The organism is Burkholderia sp. 8Y, from assembly GCF_902506145.1.
Lineage (GTDB): Bacteria > Pseudomonadota > Gammaproteobacteria > Burkholderiales > Burkholderiaceae > Caballeronia.
In genome coordinates this window covers 2,506,544-2,528,507 of the sequence record NZ_LR733520.1, presented here as the reverse complement: position 1 = coordinate 2,528,507, position 21,964 = coordinate 2,506,544, and the positions used below count along the sequence as shown (strand labels likewise).

Annotated in this window: 21 protein-coding genes, 3 tRNA genes and 4 rRNA genes; 27 read left to right on the top strand and 1 reads right to left on the bottom strand. The window is 59.8% G+C overall.

Going from position 1 to position 21,964, the window contains the following annotated elements; translation table 11 throughout:
- The first annotated feature begins 34 nt into the window (after nt 1-34).
- The 14 genes from hisD to tatC all read left to right on the top strand — a co-directional run bounded on the left by hisD (nt 35) and on the right by tatC (nt 9,552).
- Nucleotides 35-1,357: a histidinol dehydrogenase gene (gene hisD, locus GV035_RS22430; protein ID WP_159837124.1), complete on the top strand. Its 1,323-nt coding sequence runs from the start codon at nt 35-37 to the stop codon at nt 1,355-1,357.
- 61 nt (nt 1,358-1,418) lie between these two features.
- On the top strand, nt 1,419-2,492 hold the full coding sequence (gene hisC, locus GV035_RS22425) for a histidinol-phosphate transaminase (protein WP_159837123.1): 1,074 nt from the start codon (nt 1,419-1,421) through the stop codon (nt 2,490-2,492).
- A 32-nt stretch (nt 2,493-2,524) separates the two neighbouring features.
- On the top strand, nt 2,525-3,112 hold the full coding sequence (gene hisB / locus GV035_RS22420) for an imidazoleglycerol-phosphate dehydratase HisB (protein WP_159837122.1): 588 nt from the start codon (nt 2,525-2,527) through the stop codon (nt 3,110-3,112).
- Nucleotides 3,113-3,167: 55 nt separating this feature from the next.
- Nucleotides 3,168-3,788, top strand: coding sequence for a YchE family NAAT transporter (locus GV035_RS22415; RefSeq protein WP_159837121.1), 621 nt, complete (start codon nt 3,168-3,170; stop codon nt 3,786-3,788).
- Nucleotides 3,785-4,426, top strand: coding sequence for an imidazole glycerol phosphate synthase subunit HisH (hisH, locus tag GV035_RS22410; protein ID WP_159837120.1), 642 nt, complete (start codon nt 3,785-3,787; stop codon nt 4,424-4,426). Before GV035_RS22415 ends, hisH begins: the two co-directional genes overlap by 4 nt.
- A 126-nt stretch (nt 4,427-4,552) precedes the next feature.
- Nucleotides 4,553-5,305, top strand: a complete 753-nt coding sequence (gene hisA, locus GV035_RS22405) for a 1-(5-phosphoribosyl)-5-[(5-phosphoribosylamino)methylideneamino]imidazole-4-carboxamide isomerase (RefSeq protein WP_159837119.1) — start codon at nt 4,553-4,555, stop codon at nt 5,303-5,305.
- A gap of 93 nt (nt 5,306-5,398) precedes the next feature.
- On the top strand, nt 5,399-6,172 hold the full coding sequence (gene hisF / locus GV035_RS22400) for an imidazole glycerol phosphate synthase subunit HisF (RefSeq protein ID WP_159837118.1): 774 nt from the start codon (nt 5,399-5,401) through the stop codon (nt 6,170-6,172).
- Nucleotides 6,173-6,175: 3 nt separating this feature from the next.
- Nucleotides 6,176-6,580, top strand: coding sequence for a phosphoribosyl-AMP cyclohydrolase (gene hisI, locus GV035_RS22395; RefSeq protein ID WP_159837117.1), 405 nt, complete (start codon nt 6,176-6,178; stop codon nt 6,578-6,580).
- Entirely contained in the window at nt 6,577-6,945 is a 369-nt protein-coding gene (locus GV035_RS22390; protein WP_159837116.1) for a phosphoribosyl-ATP diphosphatase, read from the top strand. Before hisI ends, GV035_RS22390 begins: the two co-directional genes overlap by 4 nt.
- 43 nt (nt 6,946-6,988) lie before the next feature.
- Nucleotides 6,989-7,381 carry a DUF4870 family protein gene (locus GV035_RS22385; RefSeq protein WP_159837115.1) on the top strand — a complete coding sequence of 131 codons (393 nt, stop codon included), beginning with the start codon at nt 6,989-6,991 and terminating at the stop codon, nt 7,379-7,381.
- A gap of 32 nt (nt 7,382-7,413) precedes the next feature.
- A complete protein-coding gene (locus tag GV035_RS22380; protein WP_159837114.1) occupies nt 7,414-7,776 on the top strand; it encodes a histidine triad nucleotide-binding protein in 363 nt (120 codons plus the stop codon).
- 151 nt (nt 7,777-7,927) lie between these two features.
- Nucleotides 7,928-8,161, top strand: a complete 234-nt coding sequence (gene tatA / locus GV035_RS22375) for a Sec-independent protein translocase subunit TatA (protein ID WP_159837113.1) — start codon at nt 7,928-7,930, stop codon at nt 8,159-8,161.
- A gap of 36 nt (nt 8,162-8,197) precedes the next feature.
- The gene (gene tatB, locus GV035_RS22370; protein ID WP_159837112.1) at nt 8,198-8,731 is read left to right on the top strand and encodes a Sec-independent protein translocase protein TatB; all 534 of its coding nucleotides are present in this window, start codon (nt 8,198-8,200) and stop codon (nt 8,729-8,731) included.
- Between the two features lie 44 nt (nt 8,732-8,775).
- The gene (gene tatC, locus GV035_RS22365; protein ID WP_159837111.1) at nt 8,776-9,552 is read left to right on the top strand and encodes a twin-arginine translocase subunit TatC; all 777 of its coding nucleotides are present in this window, start codon (nt 8,776-8,778) and stop codon (nt 9,550-9,552) included.
- Between the two features lie 107 nt (nt 9,553-9,659).
- Here the strand turns inward: tatC and GV035_RS22360 are convergent, their stop codons facing one another.
- On the bottom strand, nt 9,660-10,886 hold the full coding sequence (locus tag GV035_RS22360; protein ID WP_159837110.1) for a S1C family serine protease: 1,227 nt from the start codon (nt 10,884-10,886) through the stop codon (nt 9,660-9,662).
- A gap of 20 nt (nt 10,887-10,906) precedes the next feature.
- Between GV035_RS22360 and GV035_RS22355 the strand changes: the two genes are divergently transcribed.
- From GV035_RS22355 to rrf (GV035_RS22295), 13 genes are all read left to right on the top strand, one after another.
- Nucleotides 10,907-11,653, top strand: coding sequence for a Nif3-like dinuclear metal center hexameric protein (locus GV035_RS22355; protein WP_159837109.1), 747 nt, complete (start codon nt 10,907-10,909; stop codon nt 11,651-11,653).
- A gap of 213 nt (nt 11,654-11,866) precedes the next feature.
- Complete coding sequence (gene petA, locus GV035_RS22350; RefSeq protein WP_159837108.1) at nt 11,867-12,487, top strand: ubiquinol-cytochrome c reductase iron-sulfur subunit; 621 nt, start codon at nt 11,867-11,869, stop codon at nt 12,485-12,487.
- Nucleotides 12,488-13,870: a cytochrome b gene (locus tag GV035_RS22345; RefSeq protein WP_159837107.1), complete on the top strand. Its 1,383-nt coding sequence runs from the start codon at nt 12,488-12,490 to the stop codon at nt 13,868-13,870.
- A 22-nt stretch (nt 13,871-13,892) separates the two neighbouring features.
- The gene (locus GV035_RS22340; protein ID WP_159837106.1) at nt 13,893-14,648 is read left to right on the top strand and encodes a cytochrome c1; all 756 of its coding nucleotides are present in this window, start codon (nt 13,893-13,895) and stop codon (nt 14,646-14,648) included.
- Between the two features lie 90 nt (nt 14,649-14,738).
- A complete protein-coding gene (locus GV035_RS22335; protein ID WP_008344155.1) occupies nt 14,739-15,350 on the top strand; it encodes a glutathione S-transferase N-terminal domain-containing protein in 612 nt (203 codons plus the stop codon).
- A 63-nt stretch (nt 15,351-15,413) separates the two neighbouring features.
- The gene (locus GV035_RS22330; protein WP_159837105.1) at nt 15,414-15,926 is read left to right on the top strand and encodes a ClpXP protease specificity-enhancing factor; all 513 of its coding nucleotides are present in this window, start codon (nt 15,414-15,416) and stop codon (nt 15,924-15,926) included.
- An 18-nt stretch (nt 15,927-15,944) separates the two neighbouring features.
- Nucleotides 15,945-16,020: transfer RNA gene (locus GV035_RS22325), tRNA-Thr, on the top strand.
- A gap of 438 nt (nt 16,021-16,458) precedes the next feature.
- Nucleotides 16,459-17,990 (top strand): 16S ribosomal RNA (locus GV035_RS22320).
- 64 nt (nt 17,991-18,054) lie between these two features.
- Nucleotides 18,055-18,131 (top strand) — tRNA-Ile (locus GV035_RS22315).
- Between the two features lie 71 nt (nt 18,132-18,202).
- Nucleotides 18,203-18,278, top strand: a tRNA-Ala gene (locus tag GV035_RS22310).
- Between the two features lie 280 nt (nt 18,279-18,558).
- A 23S ribosomal RNA gene (locus tag GV035_RS22305) occupies nt 18,559-21,440 on the top strand.
- Nucleotides 21,441-21,608: 168 nt separating this feature from the next.
- Nucleotides 21,609-21,722, top strand: a 5S ribosomal RNA gene (rrf, locus tag GV035_RS22300).
- A gap of 94 nt (nt 21,723-21,816) precedes the next feature.
- Nucleotides 21,817-21,930: ribosomal RNA gene (rrf, locus tag GV035_RS22295) — 5S ribosomal RNA — on the top strand.
- Together the 16S, 23S and 5S rRNA genes with 3 tRNA genes alongside form the textbook arrangement of a ribosomal RNA operon.
- The last annotated feature ends 34 nt before the right edge of the window (nt 21,931-21,964 follow it).

Sequence of the window (21,964 nt, the reverse complement as noted above, 5' to 3'; positions counted from 1 at the left end):
GCGCCTGCCGCCCACAGCACAATCGGAAACCAGCATGTCTATCAAGATTCGTAAGCTCGATTCCAGCACCGATGGGTTCCAGAAGGCGCTGCGCGCGGTGCTCGCGTTCGAAGCGAGCGAGGACGAAGCCATCGAGCGCGCCGTCGCGCAGATTCTCGCGGACGTGAAAGCGCGCGGCGACGAAGCCGTGCTCGACTACACGAACAAGTTCGATCGCCTGAAAGCGGACAGCGTCGCGGCGCTCGAATTGCCCGCGTCCGAGATGGAAGCCGCGCTCGAAGGGCTGGAGCCGAAGCGCCGCGCGGCGCTCGAAGCGGCCGCTGCGCGCGTGCGCGGCTATCACGAAAAGCAGCGCATCGAGTGCGGAAGCCATAGCTGGCAGTACACCGAAGCCGACGGCACGGTGCTCGGCCAGAAGGTCACGCCGCTCGATCGCGCGGGCATTTACGTGCCGGGCGGCAAGGCGGCGTATCCGTCGTCGGTGCTCATGAACGCCATTCCGGCGCGCGTCGCGGGCGTCAAGGAAATCGTGATGGTCGTGCCCACGCCCGATGGCGTGAAGAATCCGCTCGTGCTCGCAGCCGCGCTGCTCGGCGGCGTGGACCGCGTGTTCACCATCGGCGGCGCGCAGGCAGTGGGCGCGCTTGCATACGGCACGCAGACCGTGCCGGCTGTCGACAAGATCTGCGGTCCGGGCAACGCGTATGTGGCCTCGGCGAAGCGTCGTGTGTTCGGCACGGTCGGCATCGACATGATCGCGGGACCGTCCGAAATTCTCGTGATCTGCGATGCAACCACCGATCCGCGCTGGGTCGCAATGGATCTCTTCTCGCAAGCCGAGCACGACGAACTCGCGCAATCCATTCTGCTGTGCCCGGACGCGGCGTTCATTCAGCGCGTCGAGGATGCGATCGTCGAATTGCTTCCCGCCATGCCGCGCCGCGACGTCATCCTGCGCTCGCTCGAAGACCGTGGCGCGCTCATCAAGGTGAAGGACATGGCCGAAGCGTGCGCGATCGCCAACGACATCGCGCCGGAGCATCTCGAAATTTCCGCGCTCGACCCGCATCAATGGGCGGCGCAGATTCACAACGCGGGCGCCATGTTCCTCGGCCGCTACACGAGCGAAAGCCTCGGCGACTACTGCGCCGGCCCGAATCACGTGCTGCCGACGTCGCGCACCGCGCGCTTTTCGTCGCCGCTCGGCGTCTACGACTTCATGAAGCGTTCGAGCATCATCGAGGTCAGTTCGGACGGCGCGCAGACACTGGGCGAAATCGCGGCGGAACTCGCTTATGGCGAGGGCTTGCAGGCGCACGCAAAGAGCGCCGAGTACCGGATGAGAAACGTCGGCTGAAGCGAGCCGTTGCATCGAACGAGGCGGCCTGAGAGCCGCCGCCAGCGCGAACAGCGGCACCATGACCACACCGAACGACATCATTCGTCCCGATATTCTCGCGATGACGAGCTATCCCGTGCCGGAGTCCACGGGCCTCATCAAGCTCGACGCGATGGAAAATCCCTACACGCTGCCCGACGCGCTCGCGCAACAGCTCGGCGCGCATCTCGCGGGCGTCGCGCTGAACCGTTACCCGTCGCCGCGGCCGGCGGACCTGATCGCGAAGCTCAAGCGCGCGATGCACGTTCCGCCTGCGTGCGACGTCCTGCTCGGCAACGGCTCCGATGAACTGATCAGCATGATGTCGGTCGCGTGTGCGAAGCCGGGCGCGAAGGTCGTCGCGCCGGTGCCGGGCTTCGTCATGTATCAACTGTCGGCGGCGTTCGCGCATCTCGAATTCATCGGCGTGCCGCTCAATGCCGATTTGACGCTCCATGCCGACGCGCTCGTTGCCGCCATCGAAGAGCACGCGCCCGCGCTCGTCTATCTCGCCTATCCGAACAATCCGACCGGCACGCTCTACGACGACGCCGACATCGAACGCGTGATCGCGGCGGCGACGAAAAGCCTCGTCGTGATCGACGAGGCGTATCAGCCCTTCGCCGCGAAAACATGGATGCCGCGCGCCGCGCAGTTCGATAACGTCGTCGTGATGCGCACGGTCTCGAAGCTCGGTCTCGCGGGCATCCGCCTCGGCTACATGGCCGGTCCGCCCGCGTGGATCGCGCAGTTCGACAAGGTGCGCCCGCCGTACAACGTCAACGTGCTGACACAGGCCACCGCCGATTTCCTGCTCGATCATCTCGATGTGCTGGACGCGCAAGCCGCCGCGCTCTGCGAGGCGCGTGCCGATCTCGCGCGCCAAGTCGCCGCGCTGCCCGATATGACCGTCTATCCGAGCGCGGGCAACTTCCTGCTCGTGCGCGTGCCCGACGCGGCGCTCGCGTTCGAAACCCTGCTCACTTCGCGGGTTCTGGTGAAAAACGTGAGTAAAATGCACCCATTGCTCTCGAACTGCGTGCGATTGACGGTCGGAACGGCCGAAGAGAACGCGCACATGCTCGCGGCGCTAAAAAAGCTCGCGCTCAACTAAACCTCATTTTCGAAAAGTCTCAAGGAAACACCATGCGCATTGCGGAAGTCGTTCGCAACACCAGCGAAACGCAGATCCGTGTGAAGCTCGATCTGGACGGCACCGGCAAGCAGAAGCTTGCCACCGGCGTGCCGTTTCTCGATCACATGCTCGATCAGATTGCCCGTCACGGCCTGTTCGATCTTGAAATCGAAGCGCATGGCGACCTCCATATCGACGATCACCATACCGTCGAAGACACCGGCATCACGCTCGGGCAGGCGGTGGCGAAGGCCATCGGCGAGCGTAAGGGCATTCGCCGCTATGGTCACGCGTATGTGCCGCTCGACGAGGCGCTGTCGCGCGTCGTGATCGACTTCTCGGGCCGGCCGGGACTCGAATTCCATGTACCGTTCACGCGGGCGCGCATCGGCAATTTCGATGTCGATCTCACCATCGAATTCTTTCGCGGCTTCGTGAACCATGCGGGCGTGACGCTGCATATCGACAATCTGCGCGGCATCAACGCGCATCATCAGGTCGAGACCGTGTTCAAGGCGTTCGGCCGCGCGCTGCGCATGGCCGTCGAACTCGACGAACGCGCGGCGGGACAGATTCCATCGACCAAGGGCAGTCTCTGATCAGCCGTCTGCCGATTCGGCGCAAGGAAGCGTTCAACTCGGCTGGCCATTCACGATGGATCTTTTCAAGTCGTTCATATCGTTGCTCGCGCTGATCAATCCGATCGGCGCCATACCGTTTTTTCTGAGCCTCACCTCGCAGCAATCCGACGTGGAGAAGCGCAACACCATCCGCGTCGCGTGTATTTCGGTGTTCTGCGTGATCGCGGTGACGGCGTTGCTCGGGCAGCAGATCATCGCGTTCTTCGGCATTTCGGTCGGATCGTTCGAAGTGGGCGGCGGCATCATCATGCTGCTCATGGCGATCAGCATGCTGAACGCGCAAGTCGGCAACGCGCGCTCCACGCCCGAAGAGCGCATGGAAGCGGAAGAGCGTCACAGCATTGCCGTCGTGCCGCTCGCGATTCCGCTGCTCACCGGACCGGGATCGATCAGCACGGTGATCGTCTATGCTGCAAATGCGCAGCACTGGTACGACCGCTTCGGGCTTGTCCTGCTGGGCGCGATTATCGCGGCGCTGTGCTTCGGCGCGCTGAATCTGGCCGAGCCGATCGCACGCTGGGTCGGGCGCACCGGAATCAATATCGGCACGCGTCTCATGGGATTGATGTTGTCCGCGCTGTCGGTGGAATTCATCGTCGACGGGTTAAAGGCCCTGTTGCCTACTTTGAAATGAAAACTTCGATTGCGATTGTTGATTACGGAATGGGCAACCTGCGCTCGGTGTATCAGGCGCTGAAGAAGGCCGCGCCCGACGCGGACGTGGCGATCGTCGATCAGCCGCAGGCCATTCACGCGGCCGATCGCATCGTGCTGCCGGGTCAGGGCGCGATGCGCGACTGCATGGCGCATCTCGGGCAGTCGGGCTTGCAGGAAGCCGTGATGCAGGCGTCGCGCGAAAAGCCCATGCTCGGCGTGTGCGTCGGTGAGCAGATGCTCTTCGACTGGAGCGAAGAAGGCGACACGCGCGGCCTCGGTCTGTTCCCGGGCAAAGTCGTGCGTTTTCAGCTCGAAGGGCGTCTGCAGGACGACGGCTCGCGCTTCAAGGTGCCGCAGATGGGCTGGAACCGCGTGCGTCAGACGCAGGCGCATCCGATCTGGGACGGCATCGCGGACGGCGCGTTTTTCTACTTCGTGCACAGCTATCACGTCGTGCCGGAGAACCCGGCGCACACATCGGGCGAAACCGTTTATGGCGATCCGTTCACCTCGGCGGTCGCCCGCGACAACCTCTTCGCCACGCAGTTTCACCCGGAAAAGAGCGCCGACGCGGGCCTTCGGCTGTATCGCAATTTCGTTCACTGGAACCCGTGAGCGGCGCCGCACGCTGGCCTGCCGGCCCCGCCCGCGTGCGATTGAGTGCGGCACGACTTGTACTACACTAGCGAGACGGCCCGCGCGGCCGTTTCAATCACTTTCACCCAGAAAATAGCGATACCTATGCTGCTCATTCCGGCCATCGATCTCAAAGACGGTCACTGCGTGCGCCTGAAGCAAGGCGATATGGACCAGGCGACCATTTTTTCAGAAGATCCGGCGGCGATGGCCCGGCATTGGGTCGACAAAGGCGCGCGCAGGCTGCACCTTGTCGATCTGAACGGCGCGTTCGCGGGCAAGCCGAAGAATGGCGACGCCATTCGCGCGATCATCGAAGAAGTGGGCAGCGAAATTCCGGTGCAGCTCGGCGGCGGCATCCGCGACCTGAACACCATCGAACGCTATCTGGACGACGGCCTTTCGTACGTGATCATCGGCACGGCGGCGGTGAAGAACCCGGGCTTCCTGCAGGACGCGTGCAGCGCGTTCGGCGGACACATCATCGTCGGACTGGACGCGAAGGACGGCAAGGTGGCCACCGACGGCTGGAGCAAGCTGACCGGTCACGAAGTGGTGGATCTCGGCCGCAAGTTCGAGGACTACGGCTGCGAGTCGATCATCTACACCGACATCGGCCGCGACGGCATGCTTCAGGGCATCAACATCGGCGCGACGGTGCGGCTTGCGCAAGCCGTCAAGATTCCGGTGATCGCGAGCGGCGGCTTGTCGAACATGGCGGACATCGAATCGCTTTGCGAAGTCGAGGGCGAAGGCATCGAAGGCGTGATCTGCGGCCGCGCGATCTATTCGGGCGACCTCGATTTCAAGGCGGCGCAAACCCGCGCCGACGCGCTGCGCGAAGCGGACGACGCCTGAGCCCGCATTCCCGGCCGCTCGCGCGAGCACATCGAAGCGCGCCGGGCGGCGTTGGCCGCCCTCATACAGTACCGAACCGGCAGTAGCTAGAACATGGCTCTCGCAAAACGCATCATTCCCTGTCTCGACGTGACCGCTGGGCGTGTCGTCAAAGGCGTCAACTTCGTCGAATTGCGCGACGCGGGCGATCCCGTCGAGATCGCCCGACGTTACGACGATCAGGGCGCCGACGAACTCACGTTCCTCGACATCACCGCGACGTCCGACCAGCGCGATCTCATTCTGCCGATCATCGAGGCGGTCGCCTCGCAGGTCTTCATACCGCTCACGGTCGGCGGCGGCGTGCGCGCGGTCGAGGACGTCCGGCGGCTGTTGAACGCGGGCGCGGACAAGATCAGCATGAACTCGTCGGCGGTGGCGAATCCGCAACTCGTGCGCGACGCGTCGGACAAGCACGGCTCGCAGTGCATCGTCGTCGCCATCGACGCGAAGCGCGTGTCGGCCGAGGGCGAGCCCGCGCGCTGGGAAGTGTTCACACACGGCGGCCGCAAGGCGACCGGCATCGACGCGATTGAATGGGCGCGCAAGATGGCCGAGCTCGGCGCCGGCGAAATCCTGCTCACCAGCATGGATCGCGACGGCACGAAAGCCGGCTTCGATCTGGCGCTGACGCGCGCCGTGTCGGATGCGGTGCCCGTGCCGGTGATCGCCTCGGGCGGCGTCGGGTCGCTGAAGCATCTGGCGGACGGCATCGTCGAAGGTCGCGCGGACGCGGTGCTCGCCGCGAGCATCTTCCACTACGGCGAACACACGGTCGGCGAAGCCAAGCGTTTCATGGCCGATCAGGGCATTTCGGTGAGGATCTGACTCGTGAGCGATCCGACGACCTGGCTCGACAAAGTGAAGTGGGACGCGAACGGTCTCGTGCCGGTTATCGCGCAGGAAGCATCCACAAACGATGTGCTGATGTTCGCGTGGATGAACCGCGAGGCACTGGCGAAGACCATCGAACTGAAGCGCGCCGTGTATTTCTCGCGCTCGCGACAGCGCCTGTGGTTCAAGGGCGAGGAATCGGGGCACGTTCAGCACGTGCATGAAGTGCGGCTCGATTGCGACGAAGACGTGGTGCTGCTCAAGGTCGAGCAGGTGTCGGGCATCGCGTGCCACACCGGCCGCCATTCCTGCTTCTTCCAAAAATTCGAAGGAACGGCCGAGAGCGGCGAGTGGATCGCCGTCGAGCCGGTCCTGAAAGATCCAGAAAGCATTTACAAATGACGCAAGACACCACGCTGGACACGCTGCTTCGCCTTGCCGCCGTCATCGACAGCCGAAAGGGCGGCGATCCGGAACAATCTTACGTTTCGCGACTCTTTCATAAAGGTGACGATGCCATCCTGAAGAAGATCGGCGAGGAAGCGACCGAAGTCGTGCTCGCCGCGAAGGATGCGCGGCACGGCGGCGCGCCCAAGGCGCTCGTCGGCGAGGTCGCCGATTTGTGGTTTCATTGTCTCGTGATGCTGTCGCATTTTGACTTGAGTCCCGCCGACGTCGTCGCCGAGCTTGAACGGCGCGAAGGTTTGTCGGGAATCGAGGAGAAGGCGCTGCGCAAATCGCGCGAGCGCGAGCAGAACGGCGGCTGACGAGGCGTTCGCCCACTTTCTCGCGCAAGCGGAGGAGGCAAGCATGGCCGGGCTTGACGGACCGTACCCGCCGCCTATGTATCAGACGCCGGCGGAAGACGAGCGGCTGCGCAGCCTGCGCACGCTCACGCACATCCTTTATGCGCTGTACGCGCTGTATTGGCTGACGGGCGGGCTCACCGTGCTCGTCGCGATCATCATCAATTATCTGAAGCGCGGCGATACCGTGGGCACGCCGTATCAGGCGCACTTTTCCTGGCAGATCCGCACGTTCTGGTGGGCGGTGCTCGGCCATCTGATCGGCGTCGCGCTGCTGTTCGTGGGCGTCGGCTTTCTCATTCTGTCGGCAGTCGGCATCTGGACGCTTTATCGCGTCATCAAGGGCTGGCTGTTTCTCTACGAAAACAAACCGATCGACCCGCAGACGTGGTTCTAGCGGCGATGCCTGGCAACGGAGTATGCACATTCATGAGCCAAGACAACTGCATTTTCTGCAAGATTGCCTCCGGGCAGATTCCGAGCACGAAGGTCTACGAGGACGACGAATTCGTCGCATTCAACGACATCAACCCGGCCGCGCCGGTTCATGTGCTCGTGATTCCGCGCCGGCACATCGAGACGCTTTCGGACTGTTCCGAAAGCGATGCGCCGCTGCTTGGTAGAATGGTAAGTCTCGTTGGCCGTCTCGCGAAAGATTTGGGCGTTTCCTACACGGGTGGGGACACCGGTTTTCGGACGGTCATCAATACCGGGCCAGGCGGCGGGCAGGAGGTGTATCACATTCATGCGCATCTTCTGGCTGGGGCGCGTCCGTGGCGGCGGATGGGCTGACGCCGGTTTCATCGGCGTTTTGCTTTCCAATGCCATATTGGGCGCGCAAAATCGATACTGATAGCCGAGGCGGCATTGCTTCGGCTCGAGCTGCAGGCCAGCCTTCCGTCGCGGAACGGCTTTGCGGCGGAATAAGGGAGAGTTTTCATTCATGGGTTCGTTAAGCATTTGGCATTGGTTGATCGTTCTGCTGATCGTGGCGCTCGTCTTCGGCACGAAGAAACTGCGCAATATCGGTGGCGATCTGGGCGGCGCGGTCCGCGGCTTCAAGGAAGGCATGCGCGAGGAAGACAATCCCGCGTCGACGGATAAGCGCGAACAACTGCCGCGCGACACGGTGGACGTGGAAGCGAAGGACAAGACGCGTTCGGGCGATTACCGCTAAGCGAACGGGCGAACGTAACCCTTCACAACTCCTTCAATGCTCGATCTCGGTCTGACCAAAATGGCGCTCATCGGCGTCGTCGCGCTGGTGGTGCTCGGGCCGGAGCGTTTGCCCGGCGTCGCGCGCACGGCGGGCGCGCTCTTCGGGCGCGCTCAGCGTTACATCAACGACGTGAAGTCCGAGGTGGCGCGCGAGATGGAACTCGACGAACTGAAAAAGATGCGCACGCAGTTCGAGACGGCGGCGTCGAACGTCGAATCGACGATTCACGACAATCTGCGACGCCACGAATCCGAGCTGAACGAAGCGTGGAAGGAAGGCACGTCGATCGAGCCGAGCATCGCGGGAGGCGCTTCGGCGTCGCCAGCGGATGCGGACGGCGCCTCCGACAAGCCTTGGGTGAACTCGACCTTCGCGCCGGCCAGGCGCAAGAACTGGCGCGTCAAGCAGACGGCGGTTCCAAACTGGTACAAGCGCACCACCGCGCGCCGCACGCGCGTGCAGTCGGGCGCAGCCCGCGTTGCCCGCCATACGCCTGCAAGCTTGCGCCGTCCGACGAAATTCTTCTGATACGGCTGCATTTCTTCCATCGATGATCCAAACCGAGGGCCGGCGTGAGCGACCCGCAACTGAATAAAGACGAGCCCGTCGAAGAGACGTTCATTTCGCATCTGGTGGAACTGCGCGATCGCATCATCCGCGCGGGGGCGTCGGTCATCGTCGTATTCGTCGCGCTGGTGTACTGGGCGCCGGATATCTTCAAGCTGCTTGCGCGTCCGCTGATGCAGAACCTGCCGCGCGACGGCAAGATGATCGTCACCGACGTCACGGGCTCGTTCTTCGTGCCGATGAAAGTGACGATGCTGGTCGCCTTCGTCATCGCGTTGCCGTTCGTGCTGTATCAAATCTGGGCTTTCGTCGCGCCGGGGCTGTATCAGCATGAAAAGAAGCTGGTCGCGCCGCTGGTGTCGAGCAGCTACGCGCTCTTTCTCTGCGGCATGGCGTTCGCGTATTTCGTCGTGTTCCCGACCATTTTCCGCGTAATGGCGCATTACAACGCGCCGCTCGGCGCGGAGATGACGACCGACATCGACAATTACCTGAGCTTCGTGCTCACGATGTTCCTCGCGTTCGGCGTGACGTTTGAAGTACCGATCGTCGTCGTGCTGCTCGCGCGCATGGGCGTGGTGTCGGTGCCGAAGCTCAAGCAGATCCGGCCCTACGTGATTGTCGGCGCGTTCGTCATCTCGGCGGTCGTGACGCCGCCCGATGTCTTCTCGCAGCTCATCCTTGCGATTCCGCTCATCGTGCTGTACGAGGCGGGGATCATCGCAGCGCGGCTCGTCGTCGGGAAGGAAGCGATCAAAAGCGAGGAAGTCGCGGTGAAGTAGCTGCGGCTGATTGTCGCAGCGTCGGTCAGAACGAACGCGCGTGTCGGCATTGAAAAAAGGCAGCCCCGGTAGTCCGAGGCTGCCTTTTTCTTCGAGCGCGCCACTTGTTATTCGTCGCTCTGGTCGCCTTGATCGCCCTGATCTTCGTCCGGCATTTGCGGCGCGCGAGGCTGCGCCGGCCGTTTGCCGATCATCACGCTCACGTCCATTTCCTTGTTCTTGCGCATCAGATGCACCTTCACCGACGTGCCCGGCTTGATCTGGGCGACCACGTTCAGCAAGCGCGTGGTGTCGGTAATCGTGTCGTCGTTGATGCTGACGAGAATGTCGCCCGGCTTGATGCCTGCCTTGTCCGCCGGGCCGCCTTGCAGCACGCCCGCGACGATCGCGCCGGATTTCTGATCCAGCCCGAACGACTCCGCGATTTCCGGCGTCACGTCCTGCGGCTCGACGCCGATCCAGCCGCGCGTCACCGTGCCCGTCGTGATGATGCTTTCCAGCACGCTGCGCGCGGTCGACACCGGAATGGCGAAGCCGATGCCGAGCGAGCCGCCGCTGCGCGAATAGATCGCCGTGTTGATGCCGAGCAGATTGCCGTTCACGTCAACGAGCGCCCCGCCCGAATTGCCGGGATTGATGGCCGCGTCGGTCTGAATGAAGTTCTCGAATGTGTTGATGCCCAGGTGATTGCGCCCGAGCGCGCTCACGATGCCCATGGTCACCGTCTGGCCGACGCCGAACGGATTGCCGATCGCCAACACGACATCGCCGACGTGCGTCTGGTCCATCCGTCCGAGCGTGATGCTCGGCAGATTCGTCATGGCGATCTTCAGCACGGCGAGGTCCGTTTCGGGATCGACGCCGATCACTTTCGCGCTCGACGTGCGACCGTCCGCGAGCGCGACTTCGATCTGGTCCGCGCCGTCCACGACGTGCTGGTTCGTTAGAATGTAACCTTCCGAGCTGACGATGACGCCTGACCCGAGATTCGACGCGGGAGGCTCGTCACTCTTGCGCCTGTTCTTGTCGCCGAAGAAGTAGCGGAAAAGCGGGTCTTTGGCGCGCGGGTCCGCCGGCAGATTGCCGTCCTTGCTGGAGAACACGTTCACCACCGCGGGCATCGCCTTTTGCGCGCCGTCCGCATACGACGACTGAAGCGGACGCGAGCCGATGCTCGGCGCCACTTCCTGTAACGCGACGATCGGCTCGGCGAGTTGCTTGCCGAATTGGCCCTGACGTTGAAGCCACTGCGGTTTCAGGGTCGCGATGATGAACATCAGAGCCAAAAGCACGGTGACCGCTTGGGCAAAAAACAGCCAGAAGCGTCTAAGCATTTGAAGGGATAGAGGATTTCATGGATCGGATCGAACTCGAATTGTATCTGAACAACCTGCTGGAAATTGGCCGCTTCAAGGACTATTGCCCGAACGGCCTACAGGTGGAAGGCACGCGCCGCGTTCAGAAAATCGCGACCGGCGTGACGGCTTCGCTTGCCTTCCTGGAAGCCGCGCTCGAATGGGGCGCGGACGCGGTGCTCGTCCATCATGGCTACTTCTGGCGCAACGAGGCGCCGCAGATCACCGGGCGCAAGCATCGGCGGCTGCGCACGCTGATGGCCAACGACATCAGTCTCTTCGCCTATCACCTTCCGCTCGACGCGCATCCGGAACTGGGCAACAACGCGCAGATCGGCGCGCGGCTCGGCCTCATTGCCGACGGCCGTTTCGGCGATCAGGATCTCGGCTGGGTCGCGCCGCTCGCCATGCCGCTTTCGCTCGAGCATTTCACCGCCACGGTCGAGAACGCGCTTGGCCGCAAGCCGCTCGTCTTCGGCGACGCCGACCGCGAACTGCGGCGCATCGCGTGGTGCACCGGCGGCGCGCAGGGCTATTTCGAACAGGCGATCGACGCCGGCGCCGACGTTTATGTGAGCGGCGAAGTGTCCGAACAGACGATGCATATCGCCGCCGAATCGGGCGTCGCGTATATCGCGGCGGGGCATCACGCGACCGAGCGATATGGCGTGCAGGCAGTCGGCGCGCACTTAGCGGAACAGTTCGACATCGAGCACGTGTTCATCGATATCGATAATCCGGTGTGAAGACGGACGGCGGTGTTTTTTCTTTCCGTGACAGCTGTCGCCATGAAAGAATGCTTCACGCGAACGCGCGAAAACGTGGGGAAAACCCGGAAGGTCCGTTAATTTCGGGTAATTTTCCCCGAACGGGCCTTGTAAATGCCAACTCCATTCGCGCACACTAGCGGCGGAACACTGATGTGACGGTATAAATCCAACTCAGAAGTGGGGCGTGTGATGCGAGACAAAGACGGTAAGCGCGTCGATGGCGGCCGCCGTACCTGGCTGATTACGACGACCGTGGCGGGTGGTGTCGGAGGTGTGGCAACGCTGGTTCCCTTTGTTGGTTCGTTCGCGCCTTCGGAGAAGGCCAAGGCGGCGGGCGCGCCCGTCGAGGTCGATATCAGCGGACTGAAACCCGGCGAGATGATGACAGTCGCCTGGCGCGGCAAGCCGGTTTGGATTCTCAATCGCACGGACGAAATGCTCTCGGACGTGAAAAAGGCCGACAACGAAGTGGCCGATCCGAAGTCCAAGATGGAGTTCTCGATGCCGTTGCCGGAATACTGCAACAACGAGTATCGCTCCCGCGCCGATCACAAGAACATTCTGGTGGCGGTCGCCGTCTGCACGCACCTGGGCTGCACGCCCACGCCGCGCTTTACAGAAGGTGCGCAACCCAATCTTCCCGATAATTGGCCCGGCGGCTTTCTCTGCCCGTGCCACGGCTCGACCTACGATCTGGCGGGCCGCGTCTTCAAGAACAAGCCCGCGCCGCAAAATCTGGACGTGCCTCGGTACATGTTCACTTCCGCGACGCAACTCGTGATCGGCAAGGACGAAAAGGGAGAGGCGTAAATGGCGACCGCAGACAAGGATGTCGAAACGACGGGCCTGACAGCCTGGATAGATCGACGTTTTCCACTGACTTCCACCTGGAAGAAGCACGTCTCCGAATACTACGCGCCGAAAAACTTCAATTTCTGGTACTTCTTCGGCTCGCTTTCAATGCTCGTGCTGGTCATTCAGATTGTCACGGGCATTTTTCTCGTCATGAATTACAAGCCCGATGCGACGCTGGCGTTCGCATCGGTCGAATACATCATGCGCGAAGTGCCGTGGGGCTGGCTGATTCGGTATATGCATTCCACGGGCGCGTCGATGTTTTTCGTCGTCGTTTATCTGCATATGTTCCGCAGCCTGATGTATGGGTCGTATCGCAAGCCGCGCGAACTTGTATGGATTTTCGGCTGCGCCATTTTCCTGTGCCTGATGGCGGAAGCTTTCTTCGGCTATCTGCTGCCCTGGGGGCAAATGTCGTTCTGGGGCGCGCAGGTGATCGTGAATCTGTTTTCCGCGATTCCGTTCATCGGGCCGGATTTGTCGCTGTGGATTCGCGGCGATTATGTGGTGTCCGATGTCACGCTGAATCGCTTCTTTGCGTTCCATGTCGTCGCGATTCCGTTGGTGTTGATCGGGCTCGTGGTCGCGCATCTCGTCGCGCTGCACGAAGTGGGATCGAACAATCCGGACGGTATCGAAATCAAGGCGAAAAAGGACGCGAACGGCATTCCGCTCGACGGTATTCCGTTTCATCCGTATTACTCGGTGCACGACTTCATGGGCGTGTGCGTGTTTCTGCTGATTTTCGCGGCCATCATTTTCTTCGCGCCGGAAATGGGCGGTTATTTCCTCGAAGCGAACAACTTCGTGCCGGCCAATCCGCTGCAAACGCCGTCGGAGATTGCGCCTGTCTGGTACTTCACGGCGTTCTACGCGATGCTGCGCGCGACGACCGACCCGTTCAAGATCGTGCTGATGATCGTGATCGCGCTGCTCGGGCTGTTCGCGCTCCTGCGCGCGCGCGGGAAATGGCGCATTGGGCTGCCGGTGCTCGCGCTCGTGGTAATCGTGTTCATGGCGCTGACCGAATCGAAGTTTTGGGGCGTGGTCGTCATGGGCACGGCGGTCGTCTCGCTGTTTTTCTTGCCGTGGCTGGATCGTAGCCCGGTGAAGTCCATCCGCTATCGGCCGCTGTTCCACAAAGTCTTTTACGCGATCTTCGTTTTTGCGTTCCTGGTACTCGGCTTCCTGGGAACGCGGCCGCCATCGCCAGCTGCGACGCTGATCGCGCAGGTCTGCGCGCTCGTCTATTTCGCGTTTTTCCTCGGAATGCCTTTCTGGACGCCGCGCGGCAGATTCAAGACGCCGCCCGAGCGAGTGAACTACAAACTCCACTGAGCGCCCGTCCGGAGACGACACGATGAAAAAATGGCTCTCGACTCTCGCGATAATCGGCGCGGCGATGTTTGCGTTCGGCGCGGCGCCGGCACACGCCCAAGAAGAAGCGGTGCTGGACCGTGCGCCCGATAACGCGGACAATTTCGCGTCTTTGCAGCATGGCGCCCAAATCTTTGTAAACTACTGCCTGAACTGCCATAGTGCGACCCTGATGCGCTACAACCGTCTGACGGATCTCGGCCTCACTCAGAAGCAGATTCAGGACAACCTGCTGTTCTCGACGGACAAGATCGGCAACACCATGAGCATCGCGATGCGCCCCGACGACGCCAAAGCGTGGTTCGGCGCGTCGCCGCCGGATTTGTCGGTGGAGGCGCGGGCGCGCGGCAAAGACTGGCTCTATACGTACTTGCGCAGTTTCTATCGCGATCCCACCCGGCCGACGGGCTGGAACAATCGCGTGTTCGAGAACGTGGGAATGCCGCATGTGTTGTGGACGCTGCAAGGCATCCGCGACGCACGGTTCGAGACGGAAACCGACGAGAAAACCGGCGAAAAGGCAAAAAGATTCGTGGGTTACACTCAGGTGACGCCTGGCACCATGTCGAACGTGGATTATGATTCAGCTGTGGCCGATCTGGTTTCGTACCTTTCGTGGATGTCCGAACCCGCCCAGCAGACTCGCAAGCGCCTCGGCGTCTGGGTCTTGCTGTTCCTGGCGCTCCTGAGCTTCCTCGCATGGCGCCTGAACGCGGCATACTGGCGAGATATCAAATAGCACGCCATCGACGGCGTGGGTCGGCGCGGCGCTCCCGGGAGGGATTCGCCGCGGCCGGCCCTTCGAGTTTACTGAAGGGACTTAAAAAACATGATGGTTCTGTATTCCGGCACTACTTGCCCGTTCTCCCAGCGCTGCCGGCTGGTGTTGTTCGAAAAGGGCATGGATTTCGAGATCCGCGACGTCGATCTGTTCAACAAGCCGGAAGACATCGCGGTGATGAACCCGTACGGCCAGGTGCCGATCCTCGTCGAGCGCGACCTCATCCTGTATGAATCGAACATCATCAACGAGTACATCGACGAGCGTTTCCCGCATCCGCAGCTGATGCCGGCTGATCCGGTTCAGCGCGCGCGTGCGCGTCTGTTCCTGTTGAACTTCGAGAAGGAACTCTTCGTGCACGTCGGCACGCTCGAGAACGAGAAGGGCAAGGCGGCCGAGAAGAACCACGAGAAGGCGCGCAGCGCGATCCGCGACCGCCTCACGCAGCTCGCGCCGATTTTCCTGAAGAACAAGTACATGCTGGGCGAGGAGTTTTCGATGCTCGACGTCGCCATCGCGCCGCTCTTGTGGCGTCTGGATCACTATGGCATCGAGCTGTCGAAGAACGCCGCGCCGCTGATGAAGTATGCCGAGCGCATTTTCAGCCGCCCGGCTTATATTGAAGCGCTCACGCCTTCCGAAAAGGTGATGCGTCGATAGTTTGCGAGAACGGGGCGCGGCGGCTGCGAGTTCGCGCGACCGTGCTCCGGCAGAGGAAAGTTGATGCAAGAAATTTCCACCAAGCCCTATCTGCTGCGCGCGCTGTACGAGTGGTGCACGGATAACGGTTTCACGCCGCACATCGCCGTGCGGGTCGACGGCGCGACGCGCGTGCCGCGCCAGTTCGTGCGCAATGACGAGATCGTGCTGAACATCAGCTTCGAGGCGACAAGCCAGTTGCAGATGGGTAACGAATGGATCGAGTTCAGCGCGCGGTTCTCCGGAAAGTCGCACAAGATCGAGGTTCAGGTCGCCAACGTGCTCGCTATCTACGCACGAGAGAACGGGCAGGGCATGGCGTTCCCCGTGGAGCCGTCGTCGCATTCTGCGAGCGAGCCGCCGAGTGCGTCCGCTGCGCCCCGGTCCGTCGAACGGGAAGCGCGTCATATCGAGTCGCAGGCGGAAGATCAGACTGGCGCCGCGGCAGCTTCATCGCGCGATGAAACGCCGTCGGGCTTGTCGGATGATGACGCTTCGAAAGCGGCAGGTCGGTCGCACCTGAAAGTCGTTAAATGAAGTAGAATCTCGTCCTTCGCCGGCTTAGCTCATCTGGTAGAGCAGTTGATTTGTAATCATCAGGTGGCGGGTTCGAGTCCTGCAGCCGGCACCAAGTTAGCGTCGACGGGTCATGCGATGTCCGCATGACCCGTTTGCTTTAAGTGAGCCGATTGGTTCGCCGGTCGGGCCGAAAGGTAAGTGAGAAAGTAGTTTCAAAAACTTGTTGACACTGACCGAAACGACGTGCATAATCTCGTTTCTCTGCTGCTGATGCAGCGACGCAAGACGAAGCGGTGCTGAGCGAGATGCTCGGTGCGGCGAAGCAGGAAGTCTTGGCGGATTGCTCTTTAAAAACTAACAGCCGATAAGTGTGGGCGCTTGATGGCGAGTGCGGTTGCGGTGCTTAGGCGCTGCGGCAAAAGCAAAAGTAATCAAGAGTCTCACACGAAGTATCAGAGGAAGGTTTATCTGTCTTAGGATGGATTAATCATCGTCAGTACGTTGAGTGAGCGACCGGTTTCTAACGGAACCGAAAACAGTAACAGGCATTGAACTGAAGAGTTTGATCCTGGCTCAGATTGAACGCTGGCGGCATGCCTTACACATGCAAGTCGAACGGCAGCACGGGGGCAACCCTGGTGGCGAGTGGCGAACGGGTGAGTAATACATCGGAACGTGTCCTGTAGTGGGGGATAGCCCGGCGAAAGCCGGATTAATACCGCATACGATCTACGGAGGAAAGCGGGGGATCTTCGGACCTCGCGCTGCAGGGGCGGCCGATGGCAGATTAGCTAGTTGGTGGGGTAAAGGCCTACCAAGGCGACGATCTGTAGCTGGTCTGAGAGGACGACCAGCCACACTGGGACTGAGACACGGCCCAGACTCCTACGGGAGGCAGCAGTGGGGAATTTTGGACAATGGGGGCAACCCTGATCCAGCAATGCCGCGTGTGTGAAGAAGGCCTTCGGGTTGTAAAGCACTTTTGTCCGGAAAGAAAACCGCCGCCCTAATATGGTGGTGGGATGACGGTACCGGAAGAATAAGCACCGGCTAACTACGTGCCAGCAGCCGCGGTAATACGTAGGGTGCGAGCGTTAATCGGAATTACTGGGCGTAAAGCGTGCGCAGGCGGTCTGTTAAGACCGATGTGAAATCCCCGGGCTTAACCTGGGAACTGCATTGGTGACTGGCAGGCTTTGAGTGTGGCAGAGGGAGGTAGAATTCCACGTGTAGCAGTGAAATGCGTAGAGATGTGGAGGAATACCGATGGCGAAGGCAGCCTCCTGGGCCAACACTGACGCTCATGCACGAAAGCGTGGGGAGCAAACAGGATTAGATACCCTGGTAGTCCACGCCCTAAACGATGTCAACTAGTTGTTGGGGATTCATTTCCTTAGTAACGTAGCTAACGCGTGAAGTTGACCGCCTGGGGAGTACGGTCGCAAGATTAAAACTCAAAGGAATTGACGGGGACCCGCACAAGCGGTGGATGATGTGGATTAATTCGATGCAACGCGAAAAACCTTACCTACCCTTGACATGGTCGGAAGTCTGCTGAGAGGTGGACGTGCTCGAAAGAGAACCGGCGCACAGGTGCTGCATGGCTGTCGTCAGCTCGTGTCGTGAGATGTTGGGTTAAGTCCCGCAACGAGCGCAACCCTTGTCCTTAGTTGCTACGCAAGAGCACTCTAAGGAGACTGCCGGTGACAAACCGGAGGAAGGTGGGGATGACGTCAAGTCCTCATGGCCCTTATGGGTAGGGCTTCACACGTCATACAATGGTCGGAACAGAGGGTTGCCAAGCCGCGAGGTGGAGCCAATCCCAGAAAACCGATCGTAGTCCGGATCGCAGTCTGCAACTCGACTGCGTGAAGCTGGAATCGCTAGTAATCGCGGATCAGCATGCCGCGGTGAATACGTTCCCGGGTCTTGTACACACCGCCCGTCACACCATGGGAGTGGGTTTCACCAGAAGTAGGTAGCCTAACCGTAAGGAGGGCGCTTACCACGGTGGGATTCATGACTGGGGTGAAGTCGTAACAAGGTAGCCGTATCGGAAGGTGCGGCTGGATCACCTCCTTTCTCGAGCTTCGCACGAACACTGTCAAGTGCTCACGCTTATCGGCTGTGGTTTAAGACAGGCTAAGGGTCTGTAGCTCAGTCGGTTAGAGCACCGTCTTGATAAGGCGGGGGTCGTTGGTTCGAATCCAACCAGACCCACCATGTCGGCGGTCGTTAGCGCTTTAGCGCTTACGAAGGCCCCACCCTCGAAGAGGGCCGGGTCAAATGGACGCGGGGGATTAGCTCAGCTGGGAGAGCACCTGCTTTGCAAGCAGGGGGTCGTCGGTTCGATCCCGTCATCCTCCACCAAGTCCTCAATGCACAGCGCTCCAATGAGTGCTGTGCATTGGCGACTATAGCCAGTTGATGCTGTTGGGTATTGAAGTCACCCAATCGGCTAAACGTTCTTTAACAATCAGGAAGAAGTAGTAAAGAGATTATCTGAAAGCACTTAGAGATGGGTGTGAGTAGGGTAGTCAGGGTAGTGATTGTATCAAGTATGAAAAGTGATCTTAACGATGACTTGGAATACGGCACAACGCGAATACTCAGCCTATGACAGAGGTGTCGCGAGACACACTCGTTATAGGGTCAAGCGAACAAGTGCATGTGGTGGATGCCTTGGCGATCACAGGCGATGAAGGACGCGGTAGCCTGCGAAAAGCTTCGGGGAGCTGGCAAACGAGCATTGATCCGAAGATGTCCGAATGGGGAAACCCGGCCCGTATGGGTCATCCTAGACTGAATCCATAGGTCTAGCGAAGCGAACGCGGTGAACTGAAACATCTAAGTAACCGCAGGAAAAGAAATCAACCGAGATTCCCAAAGTAGTGGCGAGCGAAATGGGAAGAGCCTGTACTCTTTATTTGTATTGTTAGCTGAACGCTCTGGAAAGTGCGGCCATAGCAGGTGATAGCCCTGTAAGCGAAAACAGTATGAAAGAACTAGGGGTACGACAAGTAGGGCGGGACACGTGAAATCCTGTCTGAAGATGGGGGGACCATCCTCCAAGGCTAAATACTCGTGATCGACCGATAGTGAACCAGTACCGTGAGGGAAAGGCGAAAAGAACCCCGGGAGGGGAGTGAAATAGATCCTGAAACCGCATGCATACAAACAGTCGGAGCCTGGAAACGGGTGACGGCGTACCTTTTGTATAATGGGTCAGCGACTTACGTTCAGTAGCGAGCTTAACTGATTAAGGCAGGCGTAGCGAAAGCGAGTCCGAACAGGGCGATCAGTTGCTGGGCGTAGACCCGAAACCAAGTGATCTATCCATGGCCAGGTTGAAGGTGCGGTAACACGTACTGGAGGACCGAACCCACTAACGTTGAAAAGTTAGGGGATGAGCTGTGGATAGGGGTGAAAGGCTAAACAAACTTGGAAATAGCTGGTTCTCTCCGAAAACTATTTAGGTAGTGCCTCGTGTATCACCTTCGGGGGTAGAGCACTGTCATGGTTGTGGGGTCCATTGCGGATTACTACGCCATAGCAAACTCCGAATACCGAAGAGTGCAATCACGGGAGACAGACATCGGGTGCTAACGTCCGGTGTCAAGAGGGAAACAACCCAGACCGCCAGCTAAGGTCCCAAAGATTGGCTAAGTGGGAAACGAAGTGGGAAGGCTAAAACAGTCAGGAGGTTGGCTTAGAAGCAGCCACCCTTTAAAGAAAGCGTAATAGCTCACTGATCGAGTCGTCCTGCGCGGAAGATGTAACGGGGCTCAAGCCAGTCACCGAAGCTGCGGATGCGTGTTTGACACGCATGGTAGGAGAGCGTTCCGTAAGCCTGCGAAGGTGCGTTGAAAAGCGTGCTGGAGGTATCGGAAGTGCGAATGCTGACATGAGTAGCGATAAAGGGGGTGAAAAGCCCCCTCGCCGTAAGCCCAAGGTTTCCTACGCAACGTTCATCGGCGTAGGGTGAGTCGGCCCCTAAGGCGAGGCAGAAATGCGTAGCTGATGGGAAGCAGGTCAATATTCCTGCACCATTGTTAGATGCGATGGGGGGACGGATCGCGGAAGGTTGTCCGGGTGTTGGACGTCCCGGTCGCTGCATTGGAGAAGGTGCTTAGGCAAATCCGGGCACGTAATTCAAGGGTGTGGCGCGAGCGACTTCGGTCGCGAAGCAATTGGAAGTGGTTCCAAGAAAAGCCTCTAAGCTTCAGTCTAACGATGACCGTACCGCAAACCGACACAGGTGGGCGAGATGAGTATTCTAAGGCGCTTGAGAGAACTCGGGAGAAGGAACTCGGCAAATTGGTACCGTAACTTCGGGATAAGGTACGCCTCTGTAGCTTGACTGGCCTGCGCCAGGAGGGTGACGAGGTTGCAATAAACTGGTGGCTGCGACTGTTTAATAAAAACACAGCACTCTGCAAACACGAAAGTGGACGTATAGGGTGTGACGCCTGCCCGGTGCCGGAAGATTAAATGATGGGGTGCAAGCTCTTGATTGAAGTCCCGGTAAACGGCGGCCGTAACTATAACGGTCCTAAGGTAGCGAAATTCCTTGTCGGGTAAGTTCCGACCTGCACGAATGGCGTAACGATGGCCACACTGTCTCCTCCCGAGACTCAGCGAAGTTGAAGTGTTTGTGATGATGCAATCTCCCCGCGGCTAGACGGAAAGACCCCATGAACCTTTACTGTAGCTTTGCATTGGACTTTGAACCGATCTGTGTAGGATAGGTGGGAGGCTATGAAACCGGAACGCTAGTTTCGGTGGAGCCGTCCTTGAAATACCACCCTGGTTTGTTTGAGGTTCTAACCTTGGTCCGTGATCCGGATCGGGGACAGTGCATGGTAGGCAGTTTGACTGGGGCGGTCTCCTCCCAAAGCGTAACGGAGGAGTACGAAGGTACGCTAGGTACGGTCGGAAATCGTGCTGATAGTGCAATGGCATAAGCGTGCTTAACTGCGAGACCGACAAGTCGAGCAGGTGCGAAAGCAGGTCATAGTGATCCGGTGGTTCTGTATGGAAGGGCCATCGCTCAACGGATAAAAGGTACTCTGGGGATAACAGGCTGATACCGCCCAAGAGTTCATATCGACGGCGGTGTTTGGCACCTCGATGTCGGCTCATCTCATCCTGGGGCTGTAGCCGGTCCCAAGGGTATGGCTGTTCGCCATTTAAAGAGGTACGTGAGCTGGGTTTAAAACGTCGTGAGACAGTTTGGTCCCTATCTGCCGTGGGCGTTGGATATTTGAAGGGGGCTGCTCCTAGTACGAGAGGACCGGAGTGGACGAACCTCTGGTGTACCGGTTGTCACGCCAGTGGCATCGCCGGGTAGCTATGTTCGGAAGAGATAACCGCTGAAAGCATCTAAGCGGGAAACTCGCCTTAAGATGAGATATCCCCGGGGCTTCGAGCCCCTTGAAGGGTCGTTCCAGACCAGGACGTTGATAGGTCAGGTGTGTAAGTGCAGTAATGCATTGAGCTAACTGATACTAATTGCCCGTAAGGCTTGATCCTATAACCAGTGTGTTTCGCAGTGAGTTGGCGCTTTAGCGCTTACTCAATGCAACCCCCGCAGGGGGCCACACCGGTTGAGTAACAGCGTGTGCGACAATCGCCACCCCAACACACTACTTCTTCCCCGATTGGTTGTGCCGTCCCCAGACGACACAACATCCCCTCATGCCTGATGACCATAGCGAGTCGGTCCCACCCCTTCCCATCCCGAACAGGACCGTGAAACGACTCCACGCCGATGATAGTGCGGATTGCCCGTGTGAAAGTAGGTAATCGTCAGGCTCCTCATGCCNCGTGTGCGACAATCGCCACCCCAACACACTACTTCTTCCCCGATTGGTTGTGCCGTCCCCAGACGACACAACAGCCCCTCATGCCTGATGACCATAGCGAGTCGGTCCCACCCCTTCCCATCCCGAACAGGACCGTGAAACGACTCCACGCCGATGATAGTGCGGATTGCCCGTGTGAAAGTAGGTAATCGTCAGGCTCCTCATGCCACAAACAAAAACCCCACCCCTCAA